General features: G+C 49.6%; 26 protein-coding genes. 10 read left to right on the forward strand and 16 right to left on the reverse strand.

The features are described from left to right. Positions 1-29: 29 nt before the first annotated feature. A complete protein-coding gene (gene tnpC, locus AC1MEE_RS10630) occupies positions 30-1556 on the forward strand; it encodes an IS66 family transposase (RefSeq protein ID WP_480411501.1) in 1527 nt (508 codons plus the stop codon). On the opposite strand, the gene AC1MEE_RS10635 is transcribed toward tnpC, so the two are convergent. The 8 genes from AC1MEE_RS10635 to AC1MEE_RS10670 all read right to left on the reverse strand — a co-directional run bounded on the left by AC1MEE_RS10635 (position 1486) and on the right by AC1MEE_RS10670 (position 9154). After that, entirely contained in the window at positions 1486-2658 is a 1173-nt protein-coding gene (locus AC1MEE_RS10635; RefSeq protein ID WP_480415276.1) for a hypothetical protein, read from the reverse strand. The genes tnpC and AC1MEE_RS10635 overlap by 71 nt on opposite strands. A 681-nt stretch (positions 2659-3339) precedes the next feature. Further along, positions 3340-4671, reverse strand: coding sequence for a zonular occludens toxin domain-containing protein (locus tag AC1MEE_RS10640; protein ID WP_480415277.1), 1332 nt, complete (start codon positions 4669-4671; stop codon positions 3340-3342). Positions 4672-4673: 2 nt separating this feature from the next. Then, complete coding sequence (locus tag AC1MEE_RS10645; protein ID WP_480415278.1) at positions 4674-5033, reverse strand: DUF2523 family protein; 360 nt, start codon at positions 5031-5033, stop codon at positions 4674-4676. Between the two features lie 7 nt (positions 5034-5040). Then, on the reverse strand, positions 5041-6531 hold the full coding sequence (locus tag AC1MEE_RS10650) for a hypothetical protein (RefSeq protein WP_480415279.1): 1491 nt from the start codon (positions 6529-6531) through the stop codon (positions 5041-5043). A 113-nt stretch (positions 6532-6644) separates the two neighbouring features. After that, a complete protein-coding gene (locus tag AC1MEE_RS10655) occupies positions 6645-6887 on the reverse strand; it encodes a hypothetical protein (protein WP_480415280.1) in 243 nt (80 codons plus the stop codon). Position 6888: 1 nt separating this feature from the next. Then, positions 6889-7143, reverse strand: coding sequence for a hypothetical protein (locus AC1MEE_RS10660; RefSeq protein ID WP_480415281.1), 255 nt, complete (start codon positions 7141-7143; stop codon positions 6889-6891). A gap of 174 nt (positions 7144-7317) precedes the next feature. Next, positions 7318-7653 (reverse strand): DNA-binding protein, encoded by a 336-nt coding sequence (locus AC1MEE_RS10665; protein ID WP_480415282.1) that lies wholly within the window; start codon positions 7651-7653, stop codon positions 7318-7320. A gap of 265 nt (positions 7654-7918) precedes the next feature. Beyond that, positions 7919-9154: a phage/plasmid replication protein, II/X family gene (locus AC1MEE_RS10670; RefSeq protein ID WP_480415283.1), complete on the reverse strand. Its 1236-nt coding sequence runs from the start codon at positions 9152-9154 to the stop codon at positions 7919-7921. Positions 9155-9296: 142 nt separating this feature from the next. Here AC1MEE_RS10670 and AC1MEE_RS10675 point away from each other — a divergent pair, with 142 nt between their 5' ends. Together AC1MEE_RS10675 and AC1MEE_RS10680 are read left to right on the forward strand one after the other, a co-directional pair. Then, positions 9297-9494: a hypothetical protein gene (locus AC1MEE_RS10675; RefSeq protein ID WP_480415285.1), complete on the forward strand. Its 198-nt coding sequence runs from the start codon at positions 9297-9299 to the stop codon at positions 9492-9494. A gap of 124 nt (positions 9495-9618) precedes the next feature. Next, complete coding sequence (locus AC1MEE_RS10680) at positions 9619-9906, forward strand: hypothetical protein (protein ID WP_480415286.1); 288 nt, start codon at positions 9619-9621, stop codon at positions 9904-9906. Positions 9907-10382: 476 nt separating this feature from the next. On the opposite strand, the gene AC1MEE_RS10685 is transcribed toward AC1MEE_RS10680, so the two are convergent. The 7 genes from AC1MEE_RS10685 to AC1MEE_RS10715 all read right to left on the reverse strand — a co-directional run bounded on the left by AC1MEE_RS10685 (position 10383) and on the right by AC1MEE_RS10715 (position 16197). Then, on the reverse strand, positions 10383-11714 hold the full coding sequence (locus AC1MEE_RS10685) for a zonular occludens toxin domain-containing protein (RefSeq protein WP_480415277.1): 1332 nt from the start codon (positions 11712-11714) through the stop codon (positions 10383-10385). 2 nt (positions 11715-11716) lie between these two features. Continuing rightward, complete coding sequence (locus tag AC1MEE_RS10690) at positions 11717-12076, reverse strand: DUF2523 family protein (protein ID WP_480415278.1); 360 nt, start codon at positions 12074-12076, stop codon at positions 11717-11719. Between the two features lie 7 nt (positions 12077-12083). After that, a complete protein-coding gene (locus AC1MEE_RS10695; protein WP_480415279.1) occupies positions 12084-13574 on the reverse strand; it encodes a hypothetical protein in 1491 nt (496 codons plus the stop codon). A 113-nt stretch (positions 13575-13687) separates the two neighbouring features. Then, a complete protein-coding gene (locus AC1MEE_RS10700) occupies positions 13688-13930 on the reverse strand; it encodes a hypothetical protein (RefSeq protein WP_480415280.1) in 243 nt (80 codons plus the stop codon). 1 nt (position 13931) lies between these two features. Further along, entirely contained in the window at positions 13932-14186 is a 255-nt protein-coding gene (locus tag AC1MEE_RS10705; RefSeq protein ID WP_480415281.1) for a hypothetical protein, read from the reverse strand. Positions 14187-14360: 174 nt separating this feature from the next. Next, positions 14361-14696 carry a DNA-binding protein gene (locus tag AC1MEE_RS10710; RefSeq protein ID WP_480415282.1) on the reverse strand — a complete coding sequence of 112 codons (336 nt, stop codon included), beginning with the start codon at positions 14694-14696 and terminating at the stop codon, positions 14361-14363. A 265-nt stretch (positions 14697-14961) separates the two neighbouring features. Further along, entirely contained in the window at positions 14962-16197 is a 1236-nt protein-coding gene (locus AC1MEE_RS10715; protein ID WP_480415283.1) for a phage/plasmid replication protein, II/X family, read from the reverse strand. A 142-nt stretch (positions 16198-16339) separates the two neighbouring features. On the opposite strand from AC1MEE_RS10715, the gene AC1MEE_RS10720 reads away from it, so the two are divergent. From AC1MEE_RS10720 to AC1MEE_RS10735, 4 genes are all read left to right on the forward strand, one after another. Continuing rightward, complete coding sequence (locus tag AC1MEE_RS10720) at positions 16340-16537, forward strand: hypothetical protein (protein ID WP_480415285.1); 198 nt, start codon at positions 16340-16342, stop codon at positions 16535-16537. Positions 16538-16661: 124 nt separating this feature from the next. Beyond that, complete coding sequence (locus tag AC1MEE_RS10725) at positions 16662-16949, forward strand: hypothetical protein (protein ID WP_480415286.1); 288 nt, start codon at positions 16662-16664, stop codon at positions 16947-16949. 1500 nt (positions 16950-18449) lie between these two features. Next, a complete protein-coding gene (locus tag AC1MEE_RS10730; protein ID WP_480415287.1) occupies positions 18450-19748 on the forward strand; it encodes a tyrosine-type recombinase/integrase in 1299 nt (432 codons plus the stop codon). Positions 19749-19796: 48 nt separating this feature from the next. After that, complete coding sequence (locus AC1MEE_RS10735; RefSeq protein WP_480415288.1) at positions 19797-21050, forward strand: hypothetical protein; 1254 nt, start codon at positions 19797-19799, stop codon at positions 21048-21050. Between the two features lie 370 nt (positions 21051-21420). Here AC1MEE_RS10735 and AC1MEE_RS10740 read toward each other — a convergent pair whose 3' ends face one another. Then, positions 21421-21879, reverse strand: coding sequence for a hemerythrin domain-containing protein (locus AC1MEE_RS10740; protein ID WP_480415289.1), 459 nt, complete (start codon positions 21877-21879; stop codon positions 21421-21423). Between the two features lie 330 nt (positions 21880-22209). On the opposite strand from AC1MEE_RS10740, the gene AC1MEE_RS10745 reads away from it, so the two are divergent. The 3 genes from AC1MEE_RS10745 to AC1MEE_RS10755 all read left to right on the forward strand — a co-directional run bounded on the left by AC1MEE_RS10745 (position 22210) and on the right by AC1MEE_RS10755 (position 23606). Continuing rightward, positions 22210-22374, forward strand: coding sequence for an ABC transporter permease (locus tag AC1MEE_RS10745; RefSeq protein WP_480415290.1), 165 nt, complete (start codon positions 22210-22212; stop codon positions 22372-22374). 187 nt (positions 22375-22561) lie between these two features. Continuing rightward, the gene (locus tag AC1MEE_RS10750; RefSeq protein WP_480415291.1) at positions 22562-23143 is read left to right on the forward strand and encodes a Spy/CpxP family protein refolding chaperone; all 582 of its coding nucleotides are present in this window, start codon (positions 22562-22564) and stop codon (positions 23141-23143) included. 172 nt (positions 23144-23315) lie between these two features. After that, entirely contained in the window at positions 23316-23606 is a 291-nt protein-coding gene (locus AC1MEE_RS10755; RefSeq protein WP_480415292.1) for a hypothetical protein, read from the forward strand. Positions 23607-23670 lie beyond the last annotated feature (64 nt).

The following is a 23670-nucleotide window of genomic DNA, read 5'->3' on the forward strand; positions in this document are numbered from 1 at the left end:
GAATTGCCCGCTCTGGCAAAATCCGCAGCATGACTTCTTCGCCCAATCTCGACCAAATGTCTCCCGACCAACTGCGTGCCTTGGCAGCGCAGTTGCTGTCGCAGGTCGACACTATGGGCAAGAAGATCAACCGCGACCAAACGGTGATCGAGAAGCTGACCCACGAGATCGCACAACTCAAGCGCTTGAAGTTTGCCAAGCGCAGCGAGCAGTTGAATCCGCAGCAGGCCAGCTTGCTCGATGACTTGATCGATACCGATATCGCGGCGATTGAAGCAGAGCTTCAGGCCTTGCAAGCAGTGCCAGCGGCGACCGAAAAAAAGCAAAAACCTAAGCGCACTGCGTTGCCGGCAGAGTTTCCACGCACGTTGATCCATCACGAGCCCGACAATACTCACTGCCCATGTGGCTGCGCACTGAAACGCATCGGTGAAGACGTCAGCGAGAAGCTGGACTACACGCCCGGCGTGTTTACCGTTGAACGCCATGTCCGTGGCAAGTGGGTGTGCGATGACTGCGAAACGCTGATCCAGGCCCCCGTTCCGGCGCAGGTCATCGACAAGGGCATCCCGACCGCCGGGTTGCTGGCCCATGTCATGATCGCCAAGTTTGCTGACCATCTGCCTCTTTACCGCCAGGAATCGATTTTCGGTCGGGCTGGCTTGGCAATTCCGCGTTCAACCTTGGCTCAATGGGTTGGCGTTACTGGCGTGCAGTTGCAGCCTCTGGTCGATGCGCTGCGCGACGTAGTGCTCGGGCAGCTGGTCATCCACGCCGATGAAACACCGGTTCAGATGCTCGCTCCGGGCTCAAAGAAAACCCATCGCTCTTATGTCTGGGCCTACGCCACCAGCCAATTCTGCGAAACAGCGGCAGTCGTTTACGACTTCAGCCCCAGCCGCGCCGGTGAGCATGCTCGCAACTTCCTGCAAGGCTGGAAGGGCAAGCTGGTCTGCGATGATTTTGGTGGTTACAAGGCCAGCTTCGAACTCGGTGTGACCGAGATCGGCTGCATGGCCCATGCGCGGCGCAAGTTCTTCGAACTGCATGCCACCAACAAGAGCATGCTCGCCGAGCAAGCCCTGCGCTACATCCAGTTGCTTTACGAAATCGAAAGTGAAGTCCGCGACCTGGAACCGGATTTACGCCGTCGAATACGGCAAGAAAAGGCTGTGCCTGTGATGGATGCACTGCATGCCTGGATGATCGCCCAGCGCGATCTCGTGCCCGAAGGTTCAGCTATCAGCAGAGCACTGGATTACAGCCTGAAACGCTGGGCAGCTCTGTCGCGCTACCTCGATGACGGGGCCGTACCCATAGACAACAATTGGGCCGAGAACCAGATCCGACCATGGGCTCTTGGACGCAAGAATTGGCTCTTCGCAGGGTCGTTACGCAGCGGCAAGCGGGCGGCAGCGATCATGAGCTTGATCCAGTCTGCGCGGCTGAATGGCCATGATCCGTATGCCTATCTGAAGGACGTTCTCACGCGACTGCCGACGCAGCGGGCGAGTGAGATTGACGAGTTGCTGCCGCATAAGTGGCAGCCGGTCTAATTACGCAAGGCGTGATGCCCGGACGCATACTGGCAGTCCACTGGCTACTAGCTAAGTCATGAGTAGCAAATCTCGGTACGGTGGATGGCTCGGCTGATGATGCTGGAACACAGTTCTCGCTCCAGCCTAAGCTGTCGGCGTTGGATGTGGGGTTAATGGAGCGGTTACCATTCATCGGGTAGCGAGCTCCAGTTGAATCTTCAAATTGCAGCCTCAGCGAACCATGGGGGATAAAATTGTCCGCAGTTGCTGCCCCCCACAAGTTCCATCCCAATGAAGCCATAGGGACGGTACTGAACATTGCGATAGCCATTAGAAACAGAGCTAACTCATACTTGCGCTCGTTGTTACGATCAGCAATCCAAGTGACTTCGGATAGCAGCCACTCAACGTGTTCGATTGGGATGGAGGGCTGTACCCGTTTTTTGGACACATCCATGAACTGCATCCGATCAAGCATCGCCAAGGGATTTTTCGTTGTGCCTGAGACATCGTCTCTGGCCGTCAGGCTTCCCGGGCGTCGAATTTCCGAATCTTCCACGTTTGATACAGAACCATTTGATGCAGCCCCATTTGACGTCGCACAAAATGAAAAGAAATCTGTGGCGAGAGCTATCGCGATGGACAAGCTACGCCTTGAAAGTGGTAGCGCAAGATCACCTTCAAATTTTCGATGAAATGGACGCCAATCTGGGCAGATACTTCGTTTCGCAAACGACCGATTTCCTCGGTCACCGTACCGAGGATACGGCTGTGGAGTATTCCAATCCGCCGGCGGCAATTGGATGAATCTGAAGTAACGTAGGGCAACGGACTCATCCCAGGCGAAGACGTTAATCCGCTCCACAGTCCAGCTCCAATGGAGCATGCACTCAAGGTTACGCGCGGCTTTGCCGTAACGTGCATCCGTATAACCCAACGATCCGCTGTCCTTGATGAGATAAGCGATACCAGCGCGCCATGCGGCAAGGGGTTCCAGGGATTGGTCAATCTGAGCAAGGCGCGCACGCGTAGCGTCATTAATAGGCGCTTCCGAATACTCATGACCATGCAGTTCCTTGTAGGGCGGAAACAGCGGAAACGGCATCGGATACTCAGCCATCTATGCTTACTCCATGTTCAGATCTTGCCTTCAGGCTCCATATTAATGAGCCGTCACGCATCAACAGGGCGCGGTAAATCGGCTGCAACATCGTCTACGCCAGATGAGGCAGCGCTCCATTAATACGGCAGGAGAAATGCAGCCGACAGAAACGGTCTATACAGAATACCGAGCTCAGCGAAGCAGAGCTTCCGACAGCCGATCTTTTAAGGCTGGCCGTAGCGTTCGCATCTCGCAGCGCGTGAAATGAAGATAGGCGCAAACCCAAGGCTTCTGCAAATTGGCCAGCAACGAATTTCGCTTCATCGCCGTGGTGTGGACACGCTTAGCAAGGGGCGCATAATCCGTAGTGTCCGAACTCGAAGACTGAATTCAGCTTGGTCTTAGCCAGAATTCAGTCCGGTCATTAAAGCAAAGCCGGTCGCTGAGGCGCAGGCGAAGAGTTAAGTCAGAGGATGCGAACAATGACGTAGTCTCTTGTATTAGAAGGGAGTCTGGTCATTACGGCAGGGAGTCCAGCTTCTAAGGGATGGTGACAAGAAACCGTCCAATATGCTTATACGCAATTTAACATAATATACATTATGCGAACCCATGGGTTTCTCTTGTGGGGGATGTGTAGGCTGCTTTTCAGCACTTAATCGTCTAACTCAACTAAATGACTGTTTAGTTTAGTTATACCTATTTCACCATGCGCACGGTTCTACCAGAGTCAGGAACAGTCGTGAACATAGAGCCACGATTGGATTCCTGTGCACCTGGTCTTCCCCGATCGGCGACTTGAAGTCCCTGAGAGGAAGAAGATGACGAACCACCGGCGGTGGTTCGTCGCTCTGAACCGAGCCGCTCCTCACCGCCGCCAGTGGTCATAGAGCCCAAACAAGCAACGGTACGAGTTTCGCCGTTATAGGTCAGTTCTGCAGCACAGGATCCGCGTGCATGAATTTGATAACCAGCGGCCAATATGTCTTTGCTGAGCATGGTGAAACTGTGTTGATCCTTTGACAGGCTAAACACATAGAACACGCCTTTTTCCTCGTTCCAAATGCTGCCCTTGATCGTGATCTCGTGCAAAGCAAATGGATCGTGATGGACTACATCGCTAGAAACCGGCACAGCTTGCTTAGCAGGAACGCGACCAGCAACCACGTCAGAATCTTGCTTAGTACCTTGAGAAACAGGACTTTTAACAGCTTCAACAGATGCAGGGCGAGCTTTGCTAGCCAACGGATGCAGAATACCGTCAAGACCACTAGACGAAAGCACGTAGCTGATAACACCAACCAAAACACCGACGAGTAGAAGAACCCGAGGCGACGTGAAGGCGTTTTTGCCCGCCATGGTGTCGCGATGGGCGCCGGTGGCTGTGGAGTCGTAGAGTTTGAAGACTCGCTTATCAATTTTTCGGAGTGCAACGATGTTTGATCCATCGGTAGGTGCCCTATTTTCGGATGCAAGATGCATCGCTTCTTTGTAATCCTTCTGAGTCACGAACTTGAGTACCGCACCCAATAACTTCAAATTGGAGTGCTGGTACGCTGCTTCAGAGGTGTCACGAATCTCCGGGTGGACATATTTGATATTGGGTGTGGTGAGGATGACATCCCAGTTCCAGTGGCGGTGACGCGTCCAACCATCCAGAAAGTTCATCGGTTTGTCAGCGGCTTTTGCGGCATCCATACCACCTGGGAAATCGTACTGATCGAGGTCCTTGTTGCTCCATTTTTTAGGAAACAGTGTTTGTGCTTCGTCAAAGATTAGAAAGGCGTCTCTTGGAGCCCATTGAAACCAAGTTCTAATCCGGTCCATGCCGTCCTGGAGCTCGTGGTTGATATACATAACGTCAAAAGTATCAGGCAAATCAGGAAATAAAGCGTGGAACTTCTCACTGCTCATACCTCGTACGTTGGTAATAATCAGCCGCCCAGCCTTGGCCGCAGGGACAGCATCGTCCCACACAGCACCGGACGTCTTATAAGACCCATTCGGGCCATGGTGAATTTTGATAGCCATGATTAACCAAGCCCCGGAATAAACTTCATTGCCCAGCGAGTCGGTATTGCGGAAAATATAAGAGTCAGCCCCTGAGGGATGTTGAAAAACGCCAAGGTTGACTGAATATTGGCCGGAATCGATGACCACGCTGACGTCACCAATTGTGTAACACCGGTTTCCTGCATGATCTCCTGCACAACGGTGAAAGCAATATCGAGCATATAAATCTTAAACTCAAAAAACGAGTAAATTAACGCTTTAGTGAGTAATTCAAGAACTGACTTAACAAAATCATAAATGCCACTAGATATAAATGTCCACGCGGCTTGAAAAAACATATCAACGTTGGAAAACCAATGAGCAATAAACGAAAGATCCATAGATCACCTATAAAAAGATTATGAACAACGCAGAGACTGTGCAAACCAGCAAAATTACATCAGAAATCCACGATAGAGAAACCGCATATTTATCAAGGCAAAAACTAATACTTTGACCCAATACTGAAACAGGTTCTGGACAATACAACTGCCCTCCTCCTCCAAGGTTAATATTTGAAATCGGCTTAAAGAGACCCGATAACTTATCAAGTCCCGTTTTAAAATCGACTTTCGCCTGATCAATCTTTGCTTGCCATTTATCATCCTCACCGTCAAAACTTCCAGCCGCTGGGGCCACAAGATCATTTGTCGCAGGGGTAGACGTAGGAGGTGTACAGTTTTTTGTGCAATCACCGAGACCCGTGCCGGTCGTACCGGGATTAGAAGCACTCGCACACAAGTTGCCGGAACACGTCGTGGTGGTGCCTGTAGCCTTACCTGCAGAGTTTATAACCGTGGTGCTTTGAGAGTTCGTCACACTGGAGGTGCAACTACCAGTACCGACACCATTGCAGATGGACTGAGTCGCTGTATCGGTCGTAGTGGCTGTACTAGTACCGTCAATATTGGCCTGAGTCACTGTATTGGACACTATCTCAATGCCATTAGAAGAAGGTAGTTTACCGCTACAACCAAATTTCCCATTAAACGATCCACAATTAACCGTACCGTCTGTAGCGGTGTAATCAAAGCTGGAACAACCTTGACGCCCTTCTGCATCGGTCACTTTAGTGCACGGTTGGTCATCGTTAACCGTCTGAGGCTCAGGCAGGTTGCAGTCAACACCTGGTAAACACACCTGATCCTTACCGGCTAGACCATTATCAGGAGGTATAGGCACCACAGGCCGACCATCAAAGGTGTAGGAAACCGTACAGCTAGAGCTGGAGGGACCGGTACACAGCCCTTTGGTGCATTTTGCCGCCGCCACCACACAATCCGCCGAACCCACCGTGCCTTCACATATACCGCCAATACTCACTCTGGCCGGAGCCACACCGTTGCCAGAAGCATCAATAGTGCCTCTGACTTTCATTGTTCCACCTGAACTGACAGAGGCAAGATAGCTACAGGCCGCGGTAGGTTCTGATGAGAGATAAGGCTCACAAGTGCCTGATAACGAATGAATCATAGGGTTTTTCGGAGCTGCACCAGTTTGATCATCACAAAGCGAACCAACAGCAGCAACAGGAAAAACGCACGCACCAGTTGAGGTGTTATAAGTGGACCCCGACGCACAGGAATCACCGGAACGAGTCAGTGCGCCGGATACGGTTTGCCACGCATTATCAGTCGTACTGATCAGACAATTAGCAGAACTAACAGAAGAAAAACTAACATTTATAACAGCATCTGGAACTGAATAAGCAGCAGCAAGCCCAGCACACGCCGCACTGGCAGAGCTGTATTGAACATCAGAACCCGCAGTCCAATAAAAATCTGTGGCGAATGATGCCGAACTAACAAATAAGAGAAGAACAAGTAAAACGGCACGCATAAAAAACCCCCGTTTCCGGGGGCTGGGTGTCAGAGATACTCAGCGCACCGGATTCCTGAAACCAGTGCGCTGGCCATGATGATGCCGGCCAACGCAGACCAGATCACGCCGTGTCAGACCTTTCGGACGAGGGAGATGATCACACCTACAACGCAGAGAGCAGCCACACAGGCCACCACAGTGCCACCGACAGCCGTACCCTGCGTTTGAGCAGAGGTGATCGCGGTAATGGCACCAGCAGACATGTCATCAGCAAAGGAACTGCCAGCAGCCAGGACGGCAGCAGCACCCGTCAAACCAACGAAGACGCGACGAGACGACGGAACAGCACGGAATTTCAAGATTGCTTGTTTCATGTTAACCCCTGCGGATTTTCCGCAATTGAGAAATGATAATGCCGACGGCAAAACCAGTTGCAAACATCAGCAGCGTTGCACCAAAGAACAGTGAAAAAGAACTGCTGTCAAAGCCACCGTGAATAACAAGATCAAGTTGAGCCTGTTCGTCAGGTGTTACTACATAGGTGTCTATCCAACCTTGCGCAGCACACGTTGTCACCCCGTCAGAAGTTTGCGTGAACTGAGAACAGGTTAAAACAGACTGGGTAGACACTTATTCGTCTCCGATAACAATTTCGGAAGAGTCGTAGCAATCAGGACAAACGCAGAAAAAGGGAGGAACACCCATATCATCAATTGCATTCGGCCGAATTGCGTTCATGCAAAACAGCTGACCAACTACGCAGTAACAAAAGTCACAAACCACGCGATCGATCAGCAACATGACTTAAGCAGCCTTTTCTGACTTGAGCTGAAGTGGAACTGGACGGCCATCACCAGACAAGTAAAAGTCAAATCCAGCATTACCTGCTTTCGAGGCCCACGCTGCAACAAATACGGGAACAGAAACGGGACTACCTTTAAGGTCACGCCACAGGTTATTGAGCCCCTGCTCCATATTCTTCTTCGACAGCTTAACCTTAACTGTTTTGTTTTCAGTAATGCCGAACTGATTTATATCTTGAACTTCCAGCAGGATCAGATTTTCAGTAAACGAGTTCTGACCAACAGTACGTGTGTCAGTATGGAAGCCATGGCAAAGACCAACAAGCAAAAGAGACATAATTACCTCACAGGGTTTAATTTAGGGTTATTACCGGGTTGTCGAAACGCCCATACAGGGGGAATTGCGTCAGGATTTCGCCTGAAGGTCAGGAATTGCCTTTTAACTTGGCGAGAATTTTGTTGCTCTTGCGATTCTGAATTAACGCATGCAATAACAGCCCGATCTGTAAGCTCAGACAGGCTATCTGAACAATTATGTGACATTGCATCGCGAATGATCCCTTCGAGAGTCCAGCGCAAAATCTGGTGAGAAGACTTGTTCATCATGCAGCTTCCAATCGTGGCTCAACGTACCAAGTTGGTCGTTGCATGCTGAAGTCGACTTGCAGGAAACGTAGGATTGGGACCACGTTATTTTTATGGTCATCGACTTTTAGTTTCTGCAACGCTGCTTTGCTTAAACCACACTCACAAATTTGTGAAACATGCCGATAAAAAGTCGGCCTCGCCATTGAGTCCATGGTTTCCTGCCAACCATAATCTTTCAAACTACGATAAGTACGGAACAGGTTAAGAGGAATAGTTTCGTTGGCTTTGCCCTCCTTACCAAATTTGGTAAAGCGCGCTTTAAGTGCGGCCAGCACTTTGTCATCATTAATTACTCTCATGGAGATACCTTCAAAGGCCGCAAACAATTCTTTTGTAACCTGTTGCCAGCACCATTGTATAAAACAAGTGCCTTGAGACTCTAATTGCTCTTGATATTCACATAACTCGATAAGGGTTGAAGGTATGCCTTTACGATCAAGCCACCGATGCATAACAGTCGCTTCAAGACGAACTAGGTTTTCGGCCCACGTTTGTAGTTCAGGATTCTGTAAAACAGTCAGAACACGCTTTGCAGAAAGGTTGCCTCCCCTCGCCGCCTTGAGGGTTTTTTCAAGCTCATTGCGAAACTCAGGACTCTTAAGGTAAGCCTTCAGCTTACGAAGACGAGTTTCTTTGCTGCCCCAATAGGCAGTGGTCTCGTAATCGTCACCTCGATTTCGAGTTTGGCCATTACTAACGCCACGTAAAGCCTGCATAAGTTGAAGCGCTGTACGCTCATCAGGAACCCTCGACGAATAAGTGCAGTCCAAGCAATAAACTTGGATATTGGGAATATCCAGTTTTTGAAACAACTCCGGGTAAGAACCGGCCAGCCACTTGAGCATAACCTCAGCACCCAACCGAATAGACGTAGGGCCAAAAACATTATGGCCTTGAAGCAACTTCGCGGGGCTGGCTTTCAGTTCAACGCCGGGCGTCATACGTTTACCCAGGGATTGATGAAAAACCTTAACTGCCATGGGGGTAAAACTGGTGGGCAAAGACTCCCAAGCGTGACTCAGATCTTCCACTACGTAACCGCCCTGCCCGTCCGAAAAAACGGACGTTGCCCGCATTGGTATGCCGAGCGTGGCAAGGTCTACAGTCAAGGAATAGTGACGATCAACGTCACCTACGATAGTGATCGCATCCGAGCGAAACGGGATAAACATATGGATCTTGTCGAGCATGGCTGGCTTCCACATCCCATTGCATGCATGCATGCAAATCACATTGATGCGGAATGTATACGTGCGCGCATGCATACGTCAACACAAGTCACATGCATGCACGTACACTTTTGGAGGTTTTCTGATGATAGGTAGTGGCACCATGCCAGCAACACTGAGGCTGTCAAACGCAGAACAAGAGCTTTTGCGTAAAAAATGTATAGATATCAACAAGTTACTGATAAAACAGGGTGCCCAACCGATTAAAGACAGCGAACTAGCGCACTTTTTGATAGAAAAATCAGTGGTTTACGTTGAAGTCGGCAGCGATGGGGCATTGACGCTAGAACCGAAAGCCTGAGGCGAGAAACCACGCCAAAATTCTCACCATGAGACAAGAGTCCACCATTAGAGATAGTGGACCCGGCTGCGCCGGTCTGAATCAAAAACCTCTCCGCCTTCGCTCCAAAAACCAAGGAAGATCTATGAAATGGATGTGGGCAGTTTTGATGGTGACTACAAGCGCGCAGGTGTGGGCTGCAGACCCGATAGCAATGCCACTTGCCATGCAGATACAGAGAACGGCAAATGCAAGCGTGTGCGAGTCCTACAAGGGCGACAGGACACCACTGGGAAAGGCAATGAACAAGCAGTGTAGTAACCGGGCAAAGGCAGAATTCGAGGAAATGCAGGATGAAAAAAGCCTCAAGGACTGCATAAAACCCGGAAACGTTATCGACGATGACGTTAGAAAGTGCATGAAAGGCCTGTGAAACGGCGCTAAAAAATTGGACCTGCCGGGACCTGACCTACGATGTTGCTAGGTGTCACGGGACCGAGTTACCCAGGAACACCGCGCACGAAGCAAAAGCGGTTGGACAGTATGAAAAGGCTGTTCGCGTTACGGCACAGAGGGGATTATCGACAGGGACAAATGAATAAGCCCAACGGTCATGAAGATTATTATCCAAGCCAACATGCCCAGCTGAAACAGCCGAAGTAAAAAAATCTGAATATCCTGCATCAAAATTCCTCTCTGTAAATAGCTTCGCATAATGGACGCTATGGCTAAATTCAGCACCGGGGCTTCGCGATTATCCCGGTGCTAAATTCGTCGATTACGCCGGTAAACTACCATAACGTCTAGATATTATGCGAACCCATGGGTTTCTCTTGTGGGGGATGTGTAGGCTGCTTTTCAGCACTTAATCGTCTAACTCAACTAAATGACTGTTTAGTTTAGTTATACCTATTTCACCATGCGCACGGTTCTACCAGAGTCAGGAACAGTCGTGAACATAGAGCCACGATTGGATTCCTGTGCACCTGGTCTTCCCCGATCGGCGACTTGAAGTCCCTGAGAGGAAGAAGATGACGAACCACCGGCGGTGGTTCGTCGCTCTGAACCGAGCCGCTCCTCACCGCCGCCAGTGGTCATAGAGCCCAAACAAGCAACGGTACGAGTTTCGCCGTTATAGGTCAGTTCTGCAGCACAGGATCCGCGTGCATGAATTTGATAACCAGCGGCCAATATGTCTTTGCTGAGCATGGTGAAACTGTGTTGATCCTTTGACAGGCTAAACACATAGAACACGCCTTTTTCCTCGTTCCAAATGCTGCCCTTGATCGTGATCTCGTGCAAAGCAAATGGATCGTGATGGACTACATCGCTAGAAACCGGCACAGCTTGCTTAGCAGGAACGCGACCAGCAACCACGTCAGAATCTTGCTTAGTACCTTGAGAAACAGGACTTTTAACAGCTTCAACAGATGCAGGGCGAGCTTTGCTAGCCAACGGATGCAGAATACCGTCAAGACCACTAGACGAAAGCACGTAGCTGATAACACCAACCAAAACACCGACGAGTAGAAGAACCCGAGGCGACGTGAAGGCGTTTTTGCCCGCCATGGTGTCGCGATGGGCGCCGGTGGCTGTGGAGTCGTAGAGTTTGAAGACTCGCTTATCAATTTTTCGGAGTGCAACGATGTTTGATCCATCGGTAGGTGCCCTATTTTCGGATGCAAGATGCATCGCTTCTTTGTAATCCTTCTGAGTCACGAACTTGAGTACCGCACCCAATAACTTCAAATTGGAGTGCTGGTACGCTGCTTCAGAGGTGTCACGAATCTCCGGGTGGACATATTTGATATTGGGTGTGGTGAGGATGACATCCCAGTTCCAGTGGCGGTGACGCGTCCAACCATCCAGAAAGTTCATCGGTTTGTCAGCGGCTTTTGCGGCATCCATACCACCTGGGAAATCGTACTGATCGAGGTCCTTGTTGCTCCATTTTTTAGGAAACAGTGTTTGTGCTTCGTCAAAGATTAGAAAGGCGTCTCTTGGAGCCCATTGAAACCAAGTTCTAATCCGGTCCATGCCGTCCTGGAGCTCGTGGTTGATATACATAACGTCAAAAGTATCAGGCAAATCAGGAAATAAAGCGTGGAACTTCTCACTGCTCATACCTCGTACGTTGGTAATAATCAGCCGCCCAGCCTTGGCCGCAGGGACAGCATCGTCCCACACAGCACCGGACGTCTTATAAGACCCATTCGGGCCATGGTGAATTTTGATAGCCATGATTAACCAAGCCCCGGAATAAACTTCATTGCCCAGCGAGTCGGTATTGCGGAAAATATAAGAGTCAGCCCCTGAGGGATGTTGAAAAACGCCAAGGTTGACTGAATATTGGCCGGAATCGATGACCACGCTGACGTCACCAATTGTGTAACACCGGTTTCCTGCATGATCTCCTGCACAACGGTGAAAGCAATATCGAGCATATAAATCTTAAACTCAAAAAACGAGTAAATTAACGCTTTAGTGAGTAATTCAAGAACTGACTTAACAAAATCATAAATGCCACTAGATATAAATGTCCACGCGGCTTGAAAAAACATATCAACGTTGGAAAACCAATGAGCAATAAACGAAAGATCCATAGATCACCTATAAAAAGATTATGAACAACGCAGAGACTGTGCAAACCAGCAAAATTACATCAGAAATCCACGATAGAGAAACCGCATATTTATCAAGGCAAAAACTAATACTTTGACCCAATACTGAAACAGGTTCTGGACAATACAACTGCCCTCCTCCTCCAAGGTTAATATTTGAAATCGGCTTAAAGAGACCCGATAACTTATCAAGTCCCGTTTTAAAATCGACTTTCGCCTGATCAATCTTTGCTTGCCATTTATCATCCTCACCGTCAAAACTTCCAGCCGCTGGGGCCACAAGATCATTTGTCGCAGGGGTAGACGTAGGAGGTGTACAGTTTTTTGTGCAATCACCGAGACCCGTGCCGGTCGTACCGGGATTAGAAGCACTCGCACACAAGTTGCCGGAACACGTCGTGGTGGTGCCTGTAGCCTTACCTGCAGAGTTTATAACCGTGGTGCTTTGAGAGTTCGTCACACTGGAGGTGCAACTACCAGTACCGACACCATTGCAGATGGACTGAGTCGCTGTATCGGTCGTAGTGGCTGTACTAGTACCGTCAATATTGGCCTGAGTCACTGTATTGGACACTATCTCAATGCCATTAGAAGAAGGTAGTTTACCGCTACAACCAAATTTCCCATTAAACGATCCACAATTAACCGTACCGTCTGTAGCGGTGTAATCAAAGCTGGAACAACCTTGACGCCCTTCTGCATCGGTCACTTTAGTGCACGGTTGGTCATCGTTAACCGTCTGAGGCTCAGGCAGGTTGCAGTCAACACCTGGTAAACACACCTGATCCTTACCGGCTAGACCATTATCAGGAGGTATAGGCACCACAGGCCGACCATCAAAGGTGTAGGAAACCGTACAGCTAGAGCTGGAGGGACCGGTACACAGCCCTTTGGTGCATTTTGCCGCCGCCACCACACAATCCGCCGAACCCACCGTGCCTTCACATATACCGCCAATACTCACTCTGGCCGGAGCCACACCGTTGCCAGAAGCATCAATAGTGCCTCTGACTTTCATTGTTCCACCTGAACTGACAGAGGCAAGATAGCTACAGGCCGCGGTAGGTTCTGATGAGAGATAAGGCTCACAAGTGCCTGATAACGAATGAATCATAGGGTTTTTCGGAGCTGCACCAGTTTGATCATCACAAAGCGAACCAACAGCAGCAACAGGAAAAACGCACGCACCAGTTGAGGTGTTATAAGTGGACCCCGACGCACAGGAATCACCGGAACGAGTCAGTGCGCCGGATACGGTTTGCCACGCATTATCAGTCGTACTGATCAGACAATTAGCAGAACTAACAGAAGAAAAACTAACATTTATAACAGCATCTGGAACTGAATAAGCAGCAGCAAGCCCAGCACACGCCGCACTGGCAGAGCTGTATTGAACATCAGAACCCGCAGTCCAATAAAAATCTGTGGCGAATGATGCCGAACTAACAAATAAGAGAAGAACAAGTAAAACGGCACGCATAAAAAACCCCCGTTTCCGGGGGCTGGGTGTCAGAGATACTCAGCGCACCGGATTCCTGAAACCAGTGCGCTGGCCATGATGATGCCGGCCAACGCAGACCAGATCACGCCGTGTCAGACCTTTCGGACGAGGGAGATGATCACACCTACAACGCAGAGAGCAGCCACACAGGCCACCACAGTGCCACCGACAGCCGTACCCTGCGTTTGAGCAGAGGTGATCGCGGTAATGGCACCAGCAGACATGTCATCAGCAAAGGAACTGCCAGCAGCCAGGACGGCAGCAGCACCCGTCAAACCAACGAAGACGCGACGAGACGACGGAACAGCACGGAATTTCAAGATTGCTTGTTTCATGTTAACCCCTGCGGATTTTCCGCAATTGAGAAATGATAATGCCGACGGCAAAACCAGTTGCAAACATCAGCAGCGTTGCACCAAAGAACAGTGAAAAAGAACTGCTGTCAAAGCCACCGTGAATAACAAGATCAAGTTGAGCCTGTTCGTCAGGTGTTACTACATAGGTGTCTATCCAACCTTGCGCAGCACACGTTGTCACCCCGTCAGAAGTTTGCGTGAACTGAGAACAGGTTAAAACAGACTGGGTAGACACTTATTCGTCTCCGATAACAATTTCGGAAGAGTCGTAGCAATCAGGACAAACGCAGAAAAAGGGAGGAACACCCATATCATCAATTGCATTCGGCCGAATTGCGTTCATGCAAAACAGCTGACCAACTACGCAGTAACAAAAGTCACAAACCACGCGATCGATCAGCAACATGACTTAAGCAGCCTTTTCTGACTTGAGCTGAAGTGGAACTGGACGGCCATCACCAGACAAGTAAAAGTCAAATCCAGCATTACCTGCTTTCGAGGCCCACGCTGCAACAAATACGGGAACAGAAACGGGACTACCTTTAAGGTCACGCCACAGGTTATTGAGCCCCTGCTCCATATTCTTCTTCGACAGCTTAACCTTAACTGTTTTGTTTTCAGTAATGCCGAACTGATTTATATCTTGAACTTCCAGCAGGATCAGATTTTCAGTAAACGAGTTCTGACCAACAGTACGTGTGTCAGTATGGAAGCCATGGCAAAGACCAACAAGCAAAAGAGACATAATTACCTCACAGGGTTTAATTTAGGGTTATTACCGGGTTGTCGAAACGCCCATACAGGGGGAATTGCGTCAGGATTTCGCCTGAAGGTCAGGAATTGCCTTTTAACTTGGCGAGAATTTTGTTGCTCTTGCGATTCTGAATTAACGCATGCAATAACAGCCCGATCTGTAAGCTCAGACAGGCTATCTGAACAATTATGTGACATTGCATCGCGAATGATCCCTTCGAGAGTCCAGCGCAAAATCTGGTGAGAAGACTTGTTCATCATGCAGCTTCCAATCGTGGCTCAACGTACCAAGTTGGTCGTTGCATGCTGAAGTCGACTTGCAGGAAACGTAGGATTGGGACCACGTTATTTTTATGGTCATCGACTTTTAGTTTCTGCAACGCTGCTTTGCTTAAACCACACTCACAAATTTGTGAAACATGCCGATAAAAAGTCGGCCTCGCCATTGAGTCCATGGTTTCCTGCCAACCATAATCTTTCAAACTACGATAAGTACGGAACAGGTTAAGAGGAATAGTTTCGTTGGCTTTGCCCTCCTTACCAAATTTGGTAAAGCGCGCTTTAAGTGCGGCCAGCACTTTGTCATCATTAATTACTCTCATGGAGATACCTTCAAAGGCCGCAAACAATTCTTTTGTAACCTGTTGCCAGCACCATTGTATAAAACAAGTGCCTTGAGACTCTAATTGCTCTTGATATTCACATAACTCGATAAGGGTTGAAGGTATGCCTTTACGATCAAGCCACCGATGCATAACAGTCGCTTCAAGACGAACTAGGTTTTCGGCCCACGTTTGTAGTTCAGGATTCTGTAAAACAGTCAGAACACGCTTTGCAGAAAGGTTGCCTCCCCTCGCCGCCTTGAGGGTTTTTTCAAGCTCATTGCGAAACTCAGGACTCTTAAGGTAAGCCTTCAGCTTACGAAGACGAGTTTCTTTGCTGCCCCAATAGGCAGTGGTCTCGTAATCGTCACCTCGATTTCGAGTTTGGCCATTACTAACGCCACGTAAAGCCTGCATAAGTTGAAGCGCTGTACGCTCATCAGGAACCCTCGACGAATAAGTGCAGTCCAAGCAATAAACTTGGATATTGGGAATATCCAGTTTTTGAAACAACTCCGGGTAAGAACCGGCCAGCCACTTGAGCATAACCTCAGCACCCAACCGAATAGACGTAGGGCCAAAAACATTATGGCCTTGAAGCAACTTCGCGGGGCTGGCTTTCAGTTCAACGCCGGGCGTCATACGTTTACCCAGGGATTGATGAAAAACCTTAACTGCCATGGGGGTAAAACTGGTGGGCAAAGACTCCCAAGCGTGACTCAGATCTTCCACTACGTAACCGCCCTGCCCGTCCGAAAAAACGGACGTTGCCCGCATTGGTATGCCGAGCGTGGCAAGGTCTACAGTCAAGGAATAGTGACGATCAACGTCACCTACGATAGTGATCGCATCCGAGCGAAACGGGATAAACATATGGATCTTGTCGAGCATGGCTGGCTTCCACATCCCATTGCATGCATGCATGCAAATCACATTGATGCGGAATGTATACGTGCGCGCATGCATACGTCAACACAAGTCACATGCATGCACGTACACTTTTGGAGGTTTTCTGATGATAGGTAGTGGCACCATGCCAGCAACACTGAGGCTGTCAAACGCAGAACAAGAGCTTTTGCGTAAAAAATGTATAGATATCAACAAGTTACTGATAAAACAGGGTGCCCAACCGATTAAAGACAGCGAACTAGCGCACTTTTTGATAGAAAAATCAGTGGTTTACGTTGAAGTCGGCAGCGATGGGGCATTGACGCTAGAACCGAAAGCCTGAGGCGAGAAACCACGCCAAAATTCTCACCATGAGACAAGAGTCCACCATTAGAGATAGTGGACCCGGCTGCGCCGGTCTGAATCAAAAACCTCTCCGCCTTCGCTCCAAAAACCAAGGAAGATCTATGAAATGGATGTGGGCAGTTTTGATGGTGACTACAAGCGCGCAGGTGTGGGCTGCAGACCCGATAGCAATGCCACTTGCCATGCAGATACAGAGAACGGCAAATGCAAGCGTGTGCGAGTCCTACAAGGGCGACAGGACACCACTGGGAAAGGCAATGAACAAGCAGTGTAGTAACCGGGCAAAGGCAGAATTCGAGGAAATGCAGGATGAAAAAAGCCTCAAGGACTGCATAAAACCCGGAAACGTTATCGACGATGACGTTAGAAAGTGCATGAAAGGCCTGTGAAACGGCGCTAAAAAATTGGACCTGCCGGGACCTGACCTACGATGTTGCTAGGTGTCACGGGACCGAGTTACCCAGGAACACCGCGCACGAAGCAAAAGCGGTTGGACAGTATGAAAAGGCTGTTCGCGTTACGGCACAGAGGGGATTATCGACAGGGACAAATGAATAAGCCCAACGGTCATGAAGATTATTATCCAAGCCAACATGCCCAGCTGAAACAGCCGAAGTAAAAAAATCTGAATATCCTGCATCAAAATTCCTCTCTGTAAATAGCTTCGCATAATGGACGCTATGGCTAAATTCAGCACCGGGGCTTCGCGATTATCCCGGTGCTAAATTCGTCGATTACGCCGGTAAACTACCATAACGTCTAGATATTATGCGAACCTCTAGGTTCTCTCACGGCGTCACTTGCTGACAGGAATCGTGTGACTGCCCTTAAATTCTGAGAGCAAATGTCAGTAATATATGAGAGCAGCAAAATCAGGCGTTTACGGCGCTTTCACTAAATCTGACGGTTCACCTTGCCCTGATTCGGTGCGCGGCTCCGGTCAAATGTCATCCCAACGCGAGAGTCAGAGCATATTTACCTCCGACCAGCGCGTTAGCCTTGCTCGACAAAAAGCTTAGTTTCTTGAATATGAGAGATCCCTCTGAAGCTTCCATCGAAACATCAGGAGCACTCCGGCGGAAGAACCCAATCTGGTCAAGCCCTGCAGCCCATTCCATCAATTATAGATGAGACTTTTCCATGCCTTTGCAGCTATCGATGAGAGTACCTACAAGGAGACTCGTCCGTTCGATTTCACATGGATTGCATAGTCCCCCTGTAAGCCAAGGGTTCTGAGGAGTTTGTGATAGATACAATTCTTGCGTCTTTTGAACATGAGAGTAAACGCATTCTTCAATGTCATTTAAAAACGAGAGTGGCGACGCGAGGTGCTAGATAATCTAGGCCCCGCGGCTGCTTTTTTCTGTTAACTATGAGACTTTCGCCCTAAAGTCTCATTGATAAATGAAAGATCCCATCAAGTCGACGACAACGTATATATGTCCGTCCATTCCGTGAAAGCCTTCTGGCACGGGGCTTTCAGCTAGATCAATGCCTGGTGGGCGACATTTCATTTATAGATGATAGTGTGCGAGATCCCGGGCTTTGTGTAAGGCCGAATTCAATATAAGCCTAAACCGCTAGTTGCATAGGCCAGGTGGTGTAAGAGTTGCGGGAAGTGCCGCAAAAGTGCTTGACAGGATCGCCGCCTTCTATAAAGCTTCTTCGAAGCTTTAGCTGAGACAGACCCCTTGATCAAAAAAAATGAACAAACTAAGACTCTCGGTTTGCATCTTTGCTTCCTTATATAGATGCGAAATCTAGCACGGTAGACGCCTTCAATCGCATTGGCCGCGAAGGCTGTCACCCCTCGGACTTCCGATAACTCCCAAAATCGGAAGTCTTAGATTCACCATATTTAAGCTGATTCGATAACGAGCAGGCCTTTCATGGAAATCAAACCGCAACCCCTGTTCGACACCTACCCTAATTTTCTAGCACTCGACTTCAGCAGCCTCAGTGAAGAGCGCGTCATCGTGCGCGAATATCTGGCATGCTTCGCCCCTGGCTTGCAGGCTTACGACGGTTATCAAGCGGCACGGGCTTTCCTCAGGTCGTATTCGGGAAACGAAGCCACCTTCAACTCCTACAGGACACACGTGGAGCGCCTTTTGCTATGGAGCTTGATCGTTCGAGAGCGGCCGGTTCTGGAGCTGCAGCGGGCCGATGCCGAAGCCTATATGGAATTTTGTTTGAATCCACCACGTTCCTGGATTGGGCCGGTCGTTCGGGGTAGATTCAAGCTAGCGACCGATCAACCTCGGGTACCCTCGTGCGACTCAGTGAATCCTAACTGGCGACCGTTTTGCGTCTCTGTGCCCAAACGTCATCGTAAGACAGCCGATGAAGCCGGCCTCAAACCACCAATGCCTACCTATGGCATGTCGCAGGGATCGATTGCTCAGACTTTTTCCTGCTGCAGCAGCTTCTATGAATTCACCATTGCGGAAGGTCTGAGCGTCCTCAATCCGTTACGAGCTATTCGGCAAAAATCGCGCTATCGGCAGCGACCGGTCGCCGAGCCAACCAGCAAAGCCCTTACTCCGTTGCAATGGGACTATGTCCTCGAAACGGCAGAGATGATGGCCAGTGAAGAACCAGAGCGTCATGAACGCACCCTGTTTATCACTGCAACGCTGTTCTCGATGTACCTGAGGGTGTCTGACCTGGTGGGACGTCCCAACTGGAAGCCTTGCATGGGTGATTTCCGCAAGGACGCCCACGGGAACTGGTGGTTTCATGTCGTAGGGAAAGGTAACAAGTCGGCCAAGATCAGCGTTCGAGATGAATACGTTCAACAATACTTGATGCGGTATCGAATGCATTTGAAATTGCCATCCCTTCCCGCACCTGGCGAAACCACCCCCGTTCTCACCTCGCTCGGAGGTCGAGCTGGCCTGTCTGATCGTCACGTGCGAGCACTGATGCAGAGCGTTTTCGATCGTTCGCTCGGTCGAATGATTGAGGAGAAATGGGATGATCTTGACGTCGATAACCTGCGCTCGGCGTCGACCCATTGGCTACGTCATACCGCGGCCACCTTCGATGCGCCATTCCGTGACGCTAAGGACTTGCAGACCGATATGCGGCACAGCAGTCTCGCTACGACGCAAGACGTTTATTACAACTCCCACGATGAGAAACGCGCATATTCGGTTAAACGACTTGGCCTGAAAGACCGAGTCTAAGCAGACTTAGACCTAACACTCTTTCAAATGACAAAGTAAGGTTGCACTATGAGCGATCTGCCGATCCCTTTTTTTGAAACGCACTCCAGGTTCAGTAAACTTGCTCTAGACACTCTGGATAAAGAGCAATCAGAGGTTCGCGACTTTCTTATCGGTCATGATGACGCAGCAATCGCCGTCAAATCCTATAAGGCTGTGCGCCTCTTCCTGTCTGGGCTTTCTGCGTCTACCTATCAGGGATATCGTACTCACATTGAGAAGCTCTTGAGCTGGGTAATTTGCATCGCAAGAAAGGACATCACCCATCTGGATATGAATGATGTCCATGAGTTTTTGGAGTTCTGTAACGACCCGCCTTGCCACTGGATTGGCTCGGTGACAGAAAAGCGATTCATTCGAACTAATGGTGGTAAACGCAATACGGATGCTACCTATGTCATTAATCGTGACTGGCGACCTTTTGTGTCGGCCATCGAGGTCTCCACAGACGAAGATAATGGACTGTTCGAAACCAAAGTTCATCAATACGCTAAAGCCTCGACCACTATGCTAGTATCGGTATGTCGGTCATTTTTCTTATTTTTACAAGCAGAAGATCTTATGACAGCGAACCCGATGCGGGAAGTCGACGTCAGTGGGCTGTATGCTCATTCTCAAACGGACTACCCGCAGCAGAGCGTATTTTCATCTGTTGAATGGCGGTATATCGTGAAGGCGATGAATAGCTTGATTGCCCACGACCGCTCCCATGAACGTACGCTGTTCATTGTTATGTCCATCTATCATCTCTACCTGAAGCCTGGCGATTTCAGTAGATACAGCCGAGCGTTGAGAATTTCTGATTTTTTCCCTGACGATCAAGGCTCCACTTGGCTTGCCCTTGGAAATGCTGGTGACTACCAGAACATTCGAGTTCCAGAGGAATACCTGTCAATCCACCTGCAGCGGTATCGTCGTTATCTTGGGGTGGACTCGATTCCACTTGCTCTCGATTCATCCCCCCTTTTTGCAACCCACGCTGGACGACCGGGCTTGGCCACTCGATACGTGAACGGCCTTTTTCAAACGGTGCTAATGGAAGCTGTATCAGCTATGCAAGCTGACGGGCATACTGAAAATGAGCTTCAAAACCTAAGGGCTGGCTCGATCAAGTGGCTGCGACACACCTCAGCAAATTTGAGTGCGGAACAACGATCGGTTTTAGATCTAAATGCAGATCTGCGTATTGTGAATATTCAGGCAACCGAGGATCGGTATTACAAAGGCAAGATGAAGAATAACGACGTGCATTCAAGCCGATAATGCTATTTGAGGCCTTCAATTGTACGGAATCAGCCTTCCCCTTCACTCCAAGAATCAGGTCATGATAGTTAACTCAACTAAATAGTCATTTAGTTGAGTTAACTATTCATCCGATAGAGGTTCGGGTGACGAGCACCCTACTCCATGTAGTCAATTTCTATCAGATGCAACATCACTTAACAGTGAGATTCTGTGGTCGGAAAATAGAAGAGTGAATGAGGCGCGGCCTTACGAGGCCATTCTTAAGCTCCAGCATCGACTCGCTGGGTTGCATAGCGCGGGGTGATTCACCTGGCATCCACGCAACTACTTTGTGAAATCAAGTATTACGTCGCAGCCCAATATTGAAGGAAGACGGTGAGAGCTCCGATTAATGCCACTGACGCTTTATTTCCTGCCACTGGATGTCTGACAGCCACTTATCTGCCATCGGAAAGAAAATGCTCTCCTCAGCATCCATATGATCGTAATATTTCTTGATGAAGTCATCGATGGTGTCAGCGATGACTCTCGCCTCCTGAGTTGAGTCCTCCAACATCTTGAGCTGTCCAGCAATGCGCTCAAATGCCAGATGATCTCGCTCGATATCCTTGACCCGCTGGTGGATCGGTGCCTCAGTCGCTAGCAAGGCCCGCCGAATGAGCTCTTCATTTTCATGGTGGTGTCGCTCTGCATCACCATGCAAGGCTTCCAGCATCTTAAACACCCGCCTGCAGTCATCGGCACCAGCGGATTCATGCCTCACCCTCCCCAACAATCCTTTGATCTGAGTAATATTGATAGCCACCTCATGATGATAGGCGTGCAGTTCATTCAACAAGACGTTCATATCAACTCCTCACCACACATCAAGTCATCACAGAAAAACTATTATTAACGACCCACCTCCAAGAAAAGCCACATCTGTCAATCTCCATAACTTCTAATACCTCCACCCAAAAGCACTCACCAGCGCGTGTTTAATTTTTAAAAGTATAGCCGGGCGAAAAACTCTCGCCCCAAGAAATTTGCCACCCTTGGATAAATTTGAAATATCAAGTGAGTGTTCATATGCGCTATTTGATCTACTTAAGGAGACGCTGCAAAAATGGCCAACCGTCCCCTTGGCACACCGAGCACCTCCAACCAGCCACCCTCTCCGTGAGCCTTGTTACGCGCCATGCAGAAGACCGTCTCACACCGGCAAGAAAAACCAGACTCGCCGGGATCGCTTCCTGGCGGATGTGGCGGATTTTACCCATTGGAACTGATACCCGGTTGGTTAAAGGCAATTGCGGTATGCAACCCGCTGACCTATTGGGTGGACGCGTTGCGCGGGCCATGATTGTCGGTGGCAAAAGCAGTTATGCCGTAAGCAGAACCAACCCATACTGATCACTCACCTCCCCTGCATGGCTTGCCCGTCTATCCGCTTGCCCGTTTGTATGCCTGTTTTCTGATGTGGATCAGATTCTCCCGCAGACCGACTCCTATTCTCGAATTGACCCCCACCGTATTGAAAGGAGCTGAAGATGAAAAAATCAGGCTTGATTGGCCAATGCATGTTGATGGCGGTAAGCGTATTACTGTTGCCATCAACCAGTGTCTTTGCTTCCCCGCCAATGTCATCACCAGGCGGCATGTTCAGTCACCACGCGGATTTCGACTGGGTCAAACATACGCAGCAGACCCTGGATGATCTCAAGAGCAAGCTGAACCTTAAGCCGGAGCAAATGCCAGCCTGGGATACATGGGCCGCGGGGGTGATAACGGATGCCAATCAGCAATTGGAAAAGGACAAGCCCGGACCCGATGAAGGGACGAGCACGACGAAAGCGCTGATTGATGAAACGACACCGGAAAGAATGGCCAAAGGGATAGAGCGTTTGCGCGCACAAACAAACTGGATGCAAGCGCAATTGACTCGCCTGGACGCTGCTCAGGTGCGCACCAAAACCTTCTACGACGCCTTGGATTCTGAGCAAAAAACCATTTTCGACCTGTTCTGGACGGTGATGCATCACAGAGTCTCTGGCCAAGACGGTTGGCAGATGCCTATGCACATGTTCAGACCCCGGCCGGAAGAAGACCAGGACGAAAAAAGCAAACAATAAACGGTACTAGCTGTTCCATTGGTAGACATCATGAACATCGAGTCCGTAAAACGTTGCGCGCTTATAGGGGCGATCTTGATCGCCACAAGCCTTGCATTACCGGCCAACGCCGAGCCACATGGCGGCGCTCCGTTTTGGTGGGGCATAGGTCTTGGCTTAGGGTTGGGTTGGGTTGGGTTGGGAGGCCGAGCATATTCGCGGTCCGTATTACTACCCTTCCTATCCGGTTTACTACTACCCTGCCCCTGGTTATTACTACCCGGCCAGCCCGCCTGCGGTGATGATCGAATCACCCCCGGTGGTGGTGCCCTCAGAGCATGCAACGGTGGAAGCGCCCCCCAACACTCAGTCTGCGCCAAACTGGTATTACTGTCCTTCAGCCAATGGCTACTACCCCTATGTGCGCGAGTGCCCTGAAGCGTGGCGCATGGTTCCGGGAACACCATCCGGTTCCATACGCTGATAGGCGGAGCTGATTTCCCAGACGTCATCTGGCACGTTGGTAGACGCTGGATGAATTTTCATGT

The organism is Pseudomonas sp. ASL3, from assembly GCF_056680425.1.

Bases quoted from the DNA above. Each gene is read 5' to 3' on its own strand.
- tnpC (WP_480411501.1), top strand. From the start codon at position 30: ATGACTTCTTCGCCCAATCTCGACCAAATGTCTCCCGACCAACTGCGT.
- AC1MEE_RS10635 (WP_480415276.1), bottom strand. From the start codon at position 2,658: ATGGCTGAGTATCCGATGCCGTTTCCGCTGTTTCCGCCCTACAAGGAA.
- AC1MEE_RS10640 (WP_480415277.1), bottom strand. From the start codon at position 4,671: ATGGCTATCAAAATTCACCATGGCCCGAATGGGTCTTATAAGACGTCC.
- AC1MEE_RS10645 (WP_480415278.1), bottom strand. From the start codon at position 5,033: ATGGATCTTTCGTTTATTGCTCATTGGTTTTCCAACGTTGATATGTTT.
- AC1MEE_RS10650 (WP_480415279.1), bottom strand. From the start codon at position 6,531: ATGCGTGCCGTTTTACTTGTTCTTCTCTTATTTGTTAGTTCGGCATCA.
- AC1MEE_RS10655 (WP_480415280.1), bottom strand. From the start codon at position 6,887: ATGAAACAAGCAATCTTGAAATTCCGTGCTGTTCCGTCGTCTCGTCGC.
- AC1MEE_RS10665 (WP_480415282.1), bottom strand. From the start codon at position 7,653: ATGTCTCTTTTGCTTGTTGGTCTTTGCCATGGCTTCCATACTGACACA.
- AC1MEE_RS10670 (WP_480415283.1), bottom strand. From the start codon at position 9,154: ATGCTCGACAAGATCCATATGTTTATCCCGTTTCGCTCGGATGCGATC.
- AC1MEE_RS10675 (WP_480415285.1), top strand. From the start codon at position 9,297: ATGCCAGCAACACTGAGGCTGTCAAACGCAGAACAAGAGCTTTTGCGT.
- AC1MEE_RS10680 (WP_480415286.1), top strand. From the start codon at position 9,619: ATGAAATGGATGTGGGCAGTTTTGATGGTGACTACAAGCGCGCAGGTG.
- AC1MEE_RS10685 (WP_480415277.1), bottom strand. From the start codon at position 11,714: ATGGCTATCAAAATTCACCATGGCCCGAATGGGTCTTATAAGACGTCC.
- AC1MEE_RS10690 (WP_480415278.1), bottom strand. From the start codon at position 12,076: ATGGATCTTTCGTTTATTGCTCATTGGTTTTCCAACGTTGATATGTTT.
- AC1MEE_RS10695 (WP_480415279.1), bottom strand. From the start codon at position 13,574: ATGCGTGCCGTTTTACTTGTTCTTCTCTTATTTGTTAGTTCGGCATCA.
- AC1MEE_RS10700 (WP_480415280.1), bottom strand. From the start codon at position 13,930: ATGAAACAAGCAATCTTGAAATTCCGTGCTGTTCCGTCGTCTCGTCGC.
- AC1MEE_RS10710 (WP_480415282.1), bottom strand. From the start codon at position 14,696: ATGTCTCTTTTGCTTGTTGGTCTTTGCCATGGCTTCCATACTGACACA.
- AC1MEE_RS10715 (WP_480415283.1), bottom strand. From the start codon at position 16,197: ATGCTCGACAAGATCCATATGTTTATCCCGTTTCGCTCGGATGCGATC.
- AC1MEE_RS10720 (WP_480415285.1), top strand. From the start codon at position 16,340: ATGCCAGCAACACTGAGGCTGTCAAACGCAGAACAAGAGCTTTTGCGT.
- AC1MEE_RS10725 (WP_480415286.1), top strand. From the start codon at position 16,662: ATGAAATGGATGTGGGCAGTTTTGATGGTGACTACAAGCGCGCAGGTG.
- AC1MEE_RS10730 (WP_480415287.1), top strand. From the start codon at position 18,450: ATGGAAATCAAACCGCAACCCCTGTTCGACACCTACCCTAATTTTCTA.
- AC1MEE_RS10735 (WP_480415288.1), top strand. From the start codon at position 19,797: ATGAGCGATCTGCCGATCCCTTTTTTTGAAACGCACTCCAGGTTCAGT.
- AC1MEE_RS10740 (WP_480415289.1), bottom strand. From the start codon at position 21,879: ATGAACGTCTTGTTGAATGAACTGCACGCCTATCATCATGAGGTGGCT.
- AC1MEE_RS10745 (WP_480415290.1), top strand. From the start codon at position 22,210: ATGCAGAAGACCGTCTCACACCGGCAAGAAAAACCAGACTCGCCGGGA.
- AC1MEE_RS10750 (WP_480415291.1), top strand. From the start codon at position 22,562: ATGAAAAAATCAGGCTTGATTGGCCAATGCATGTTGATGGCGGTAAGC.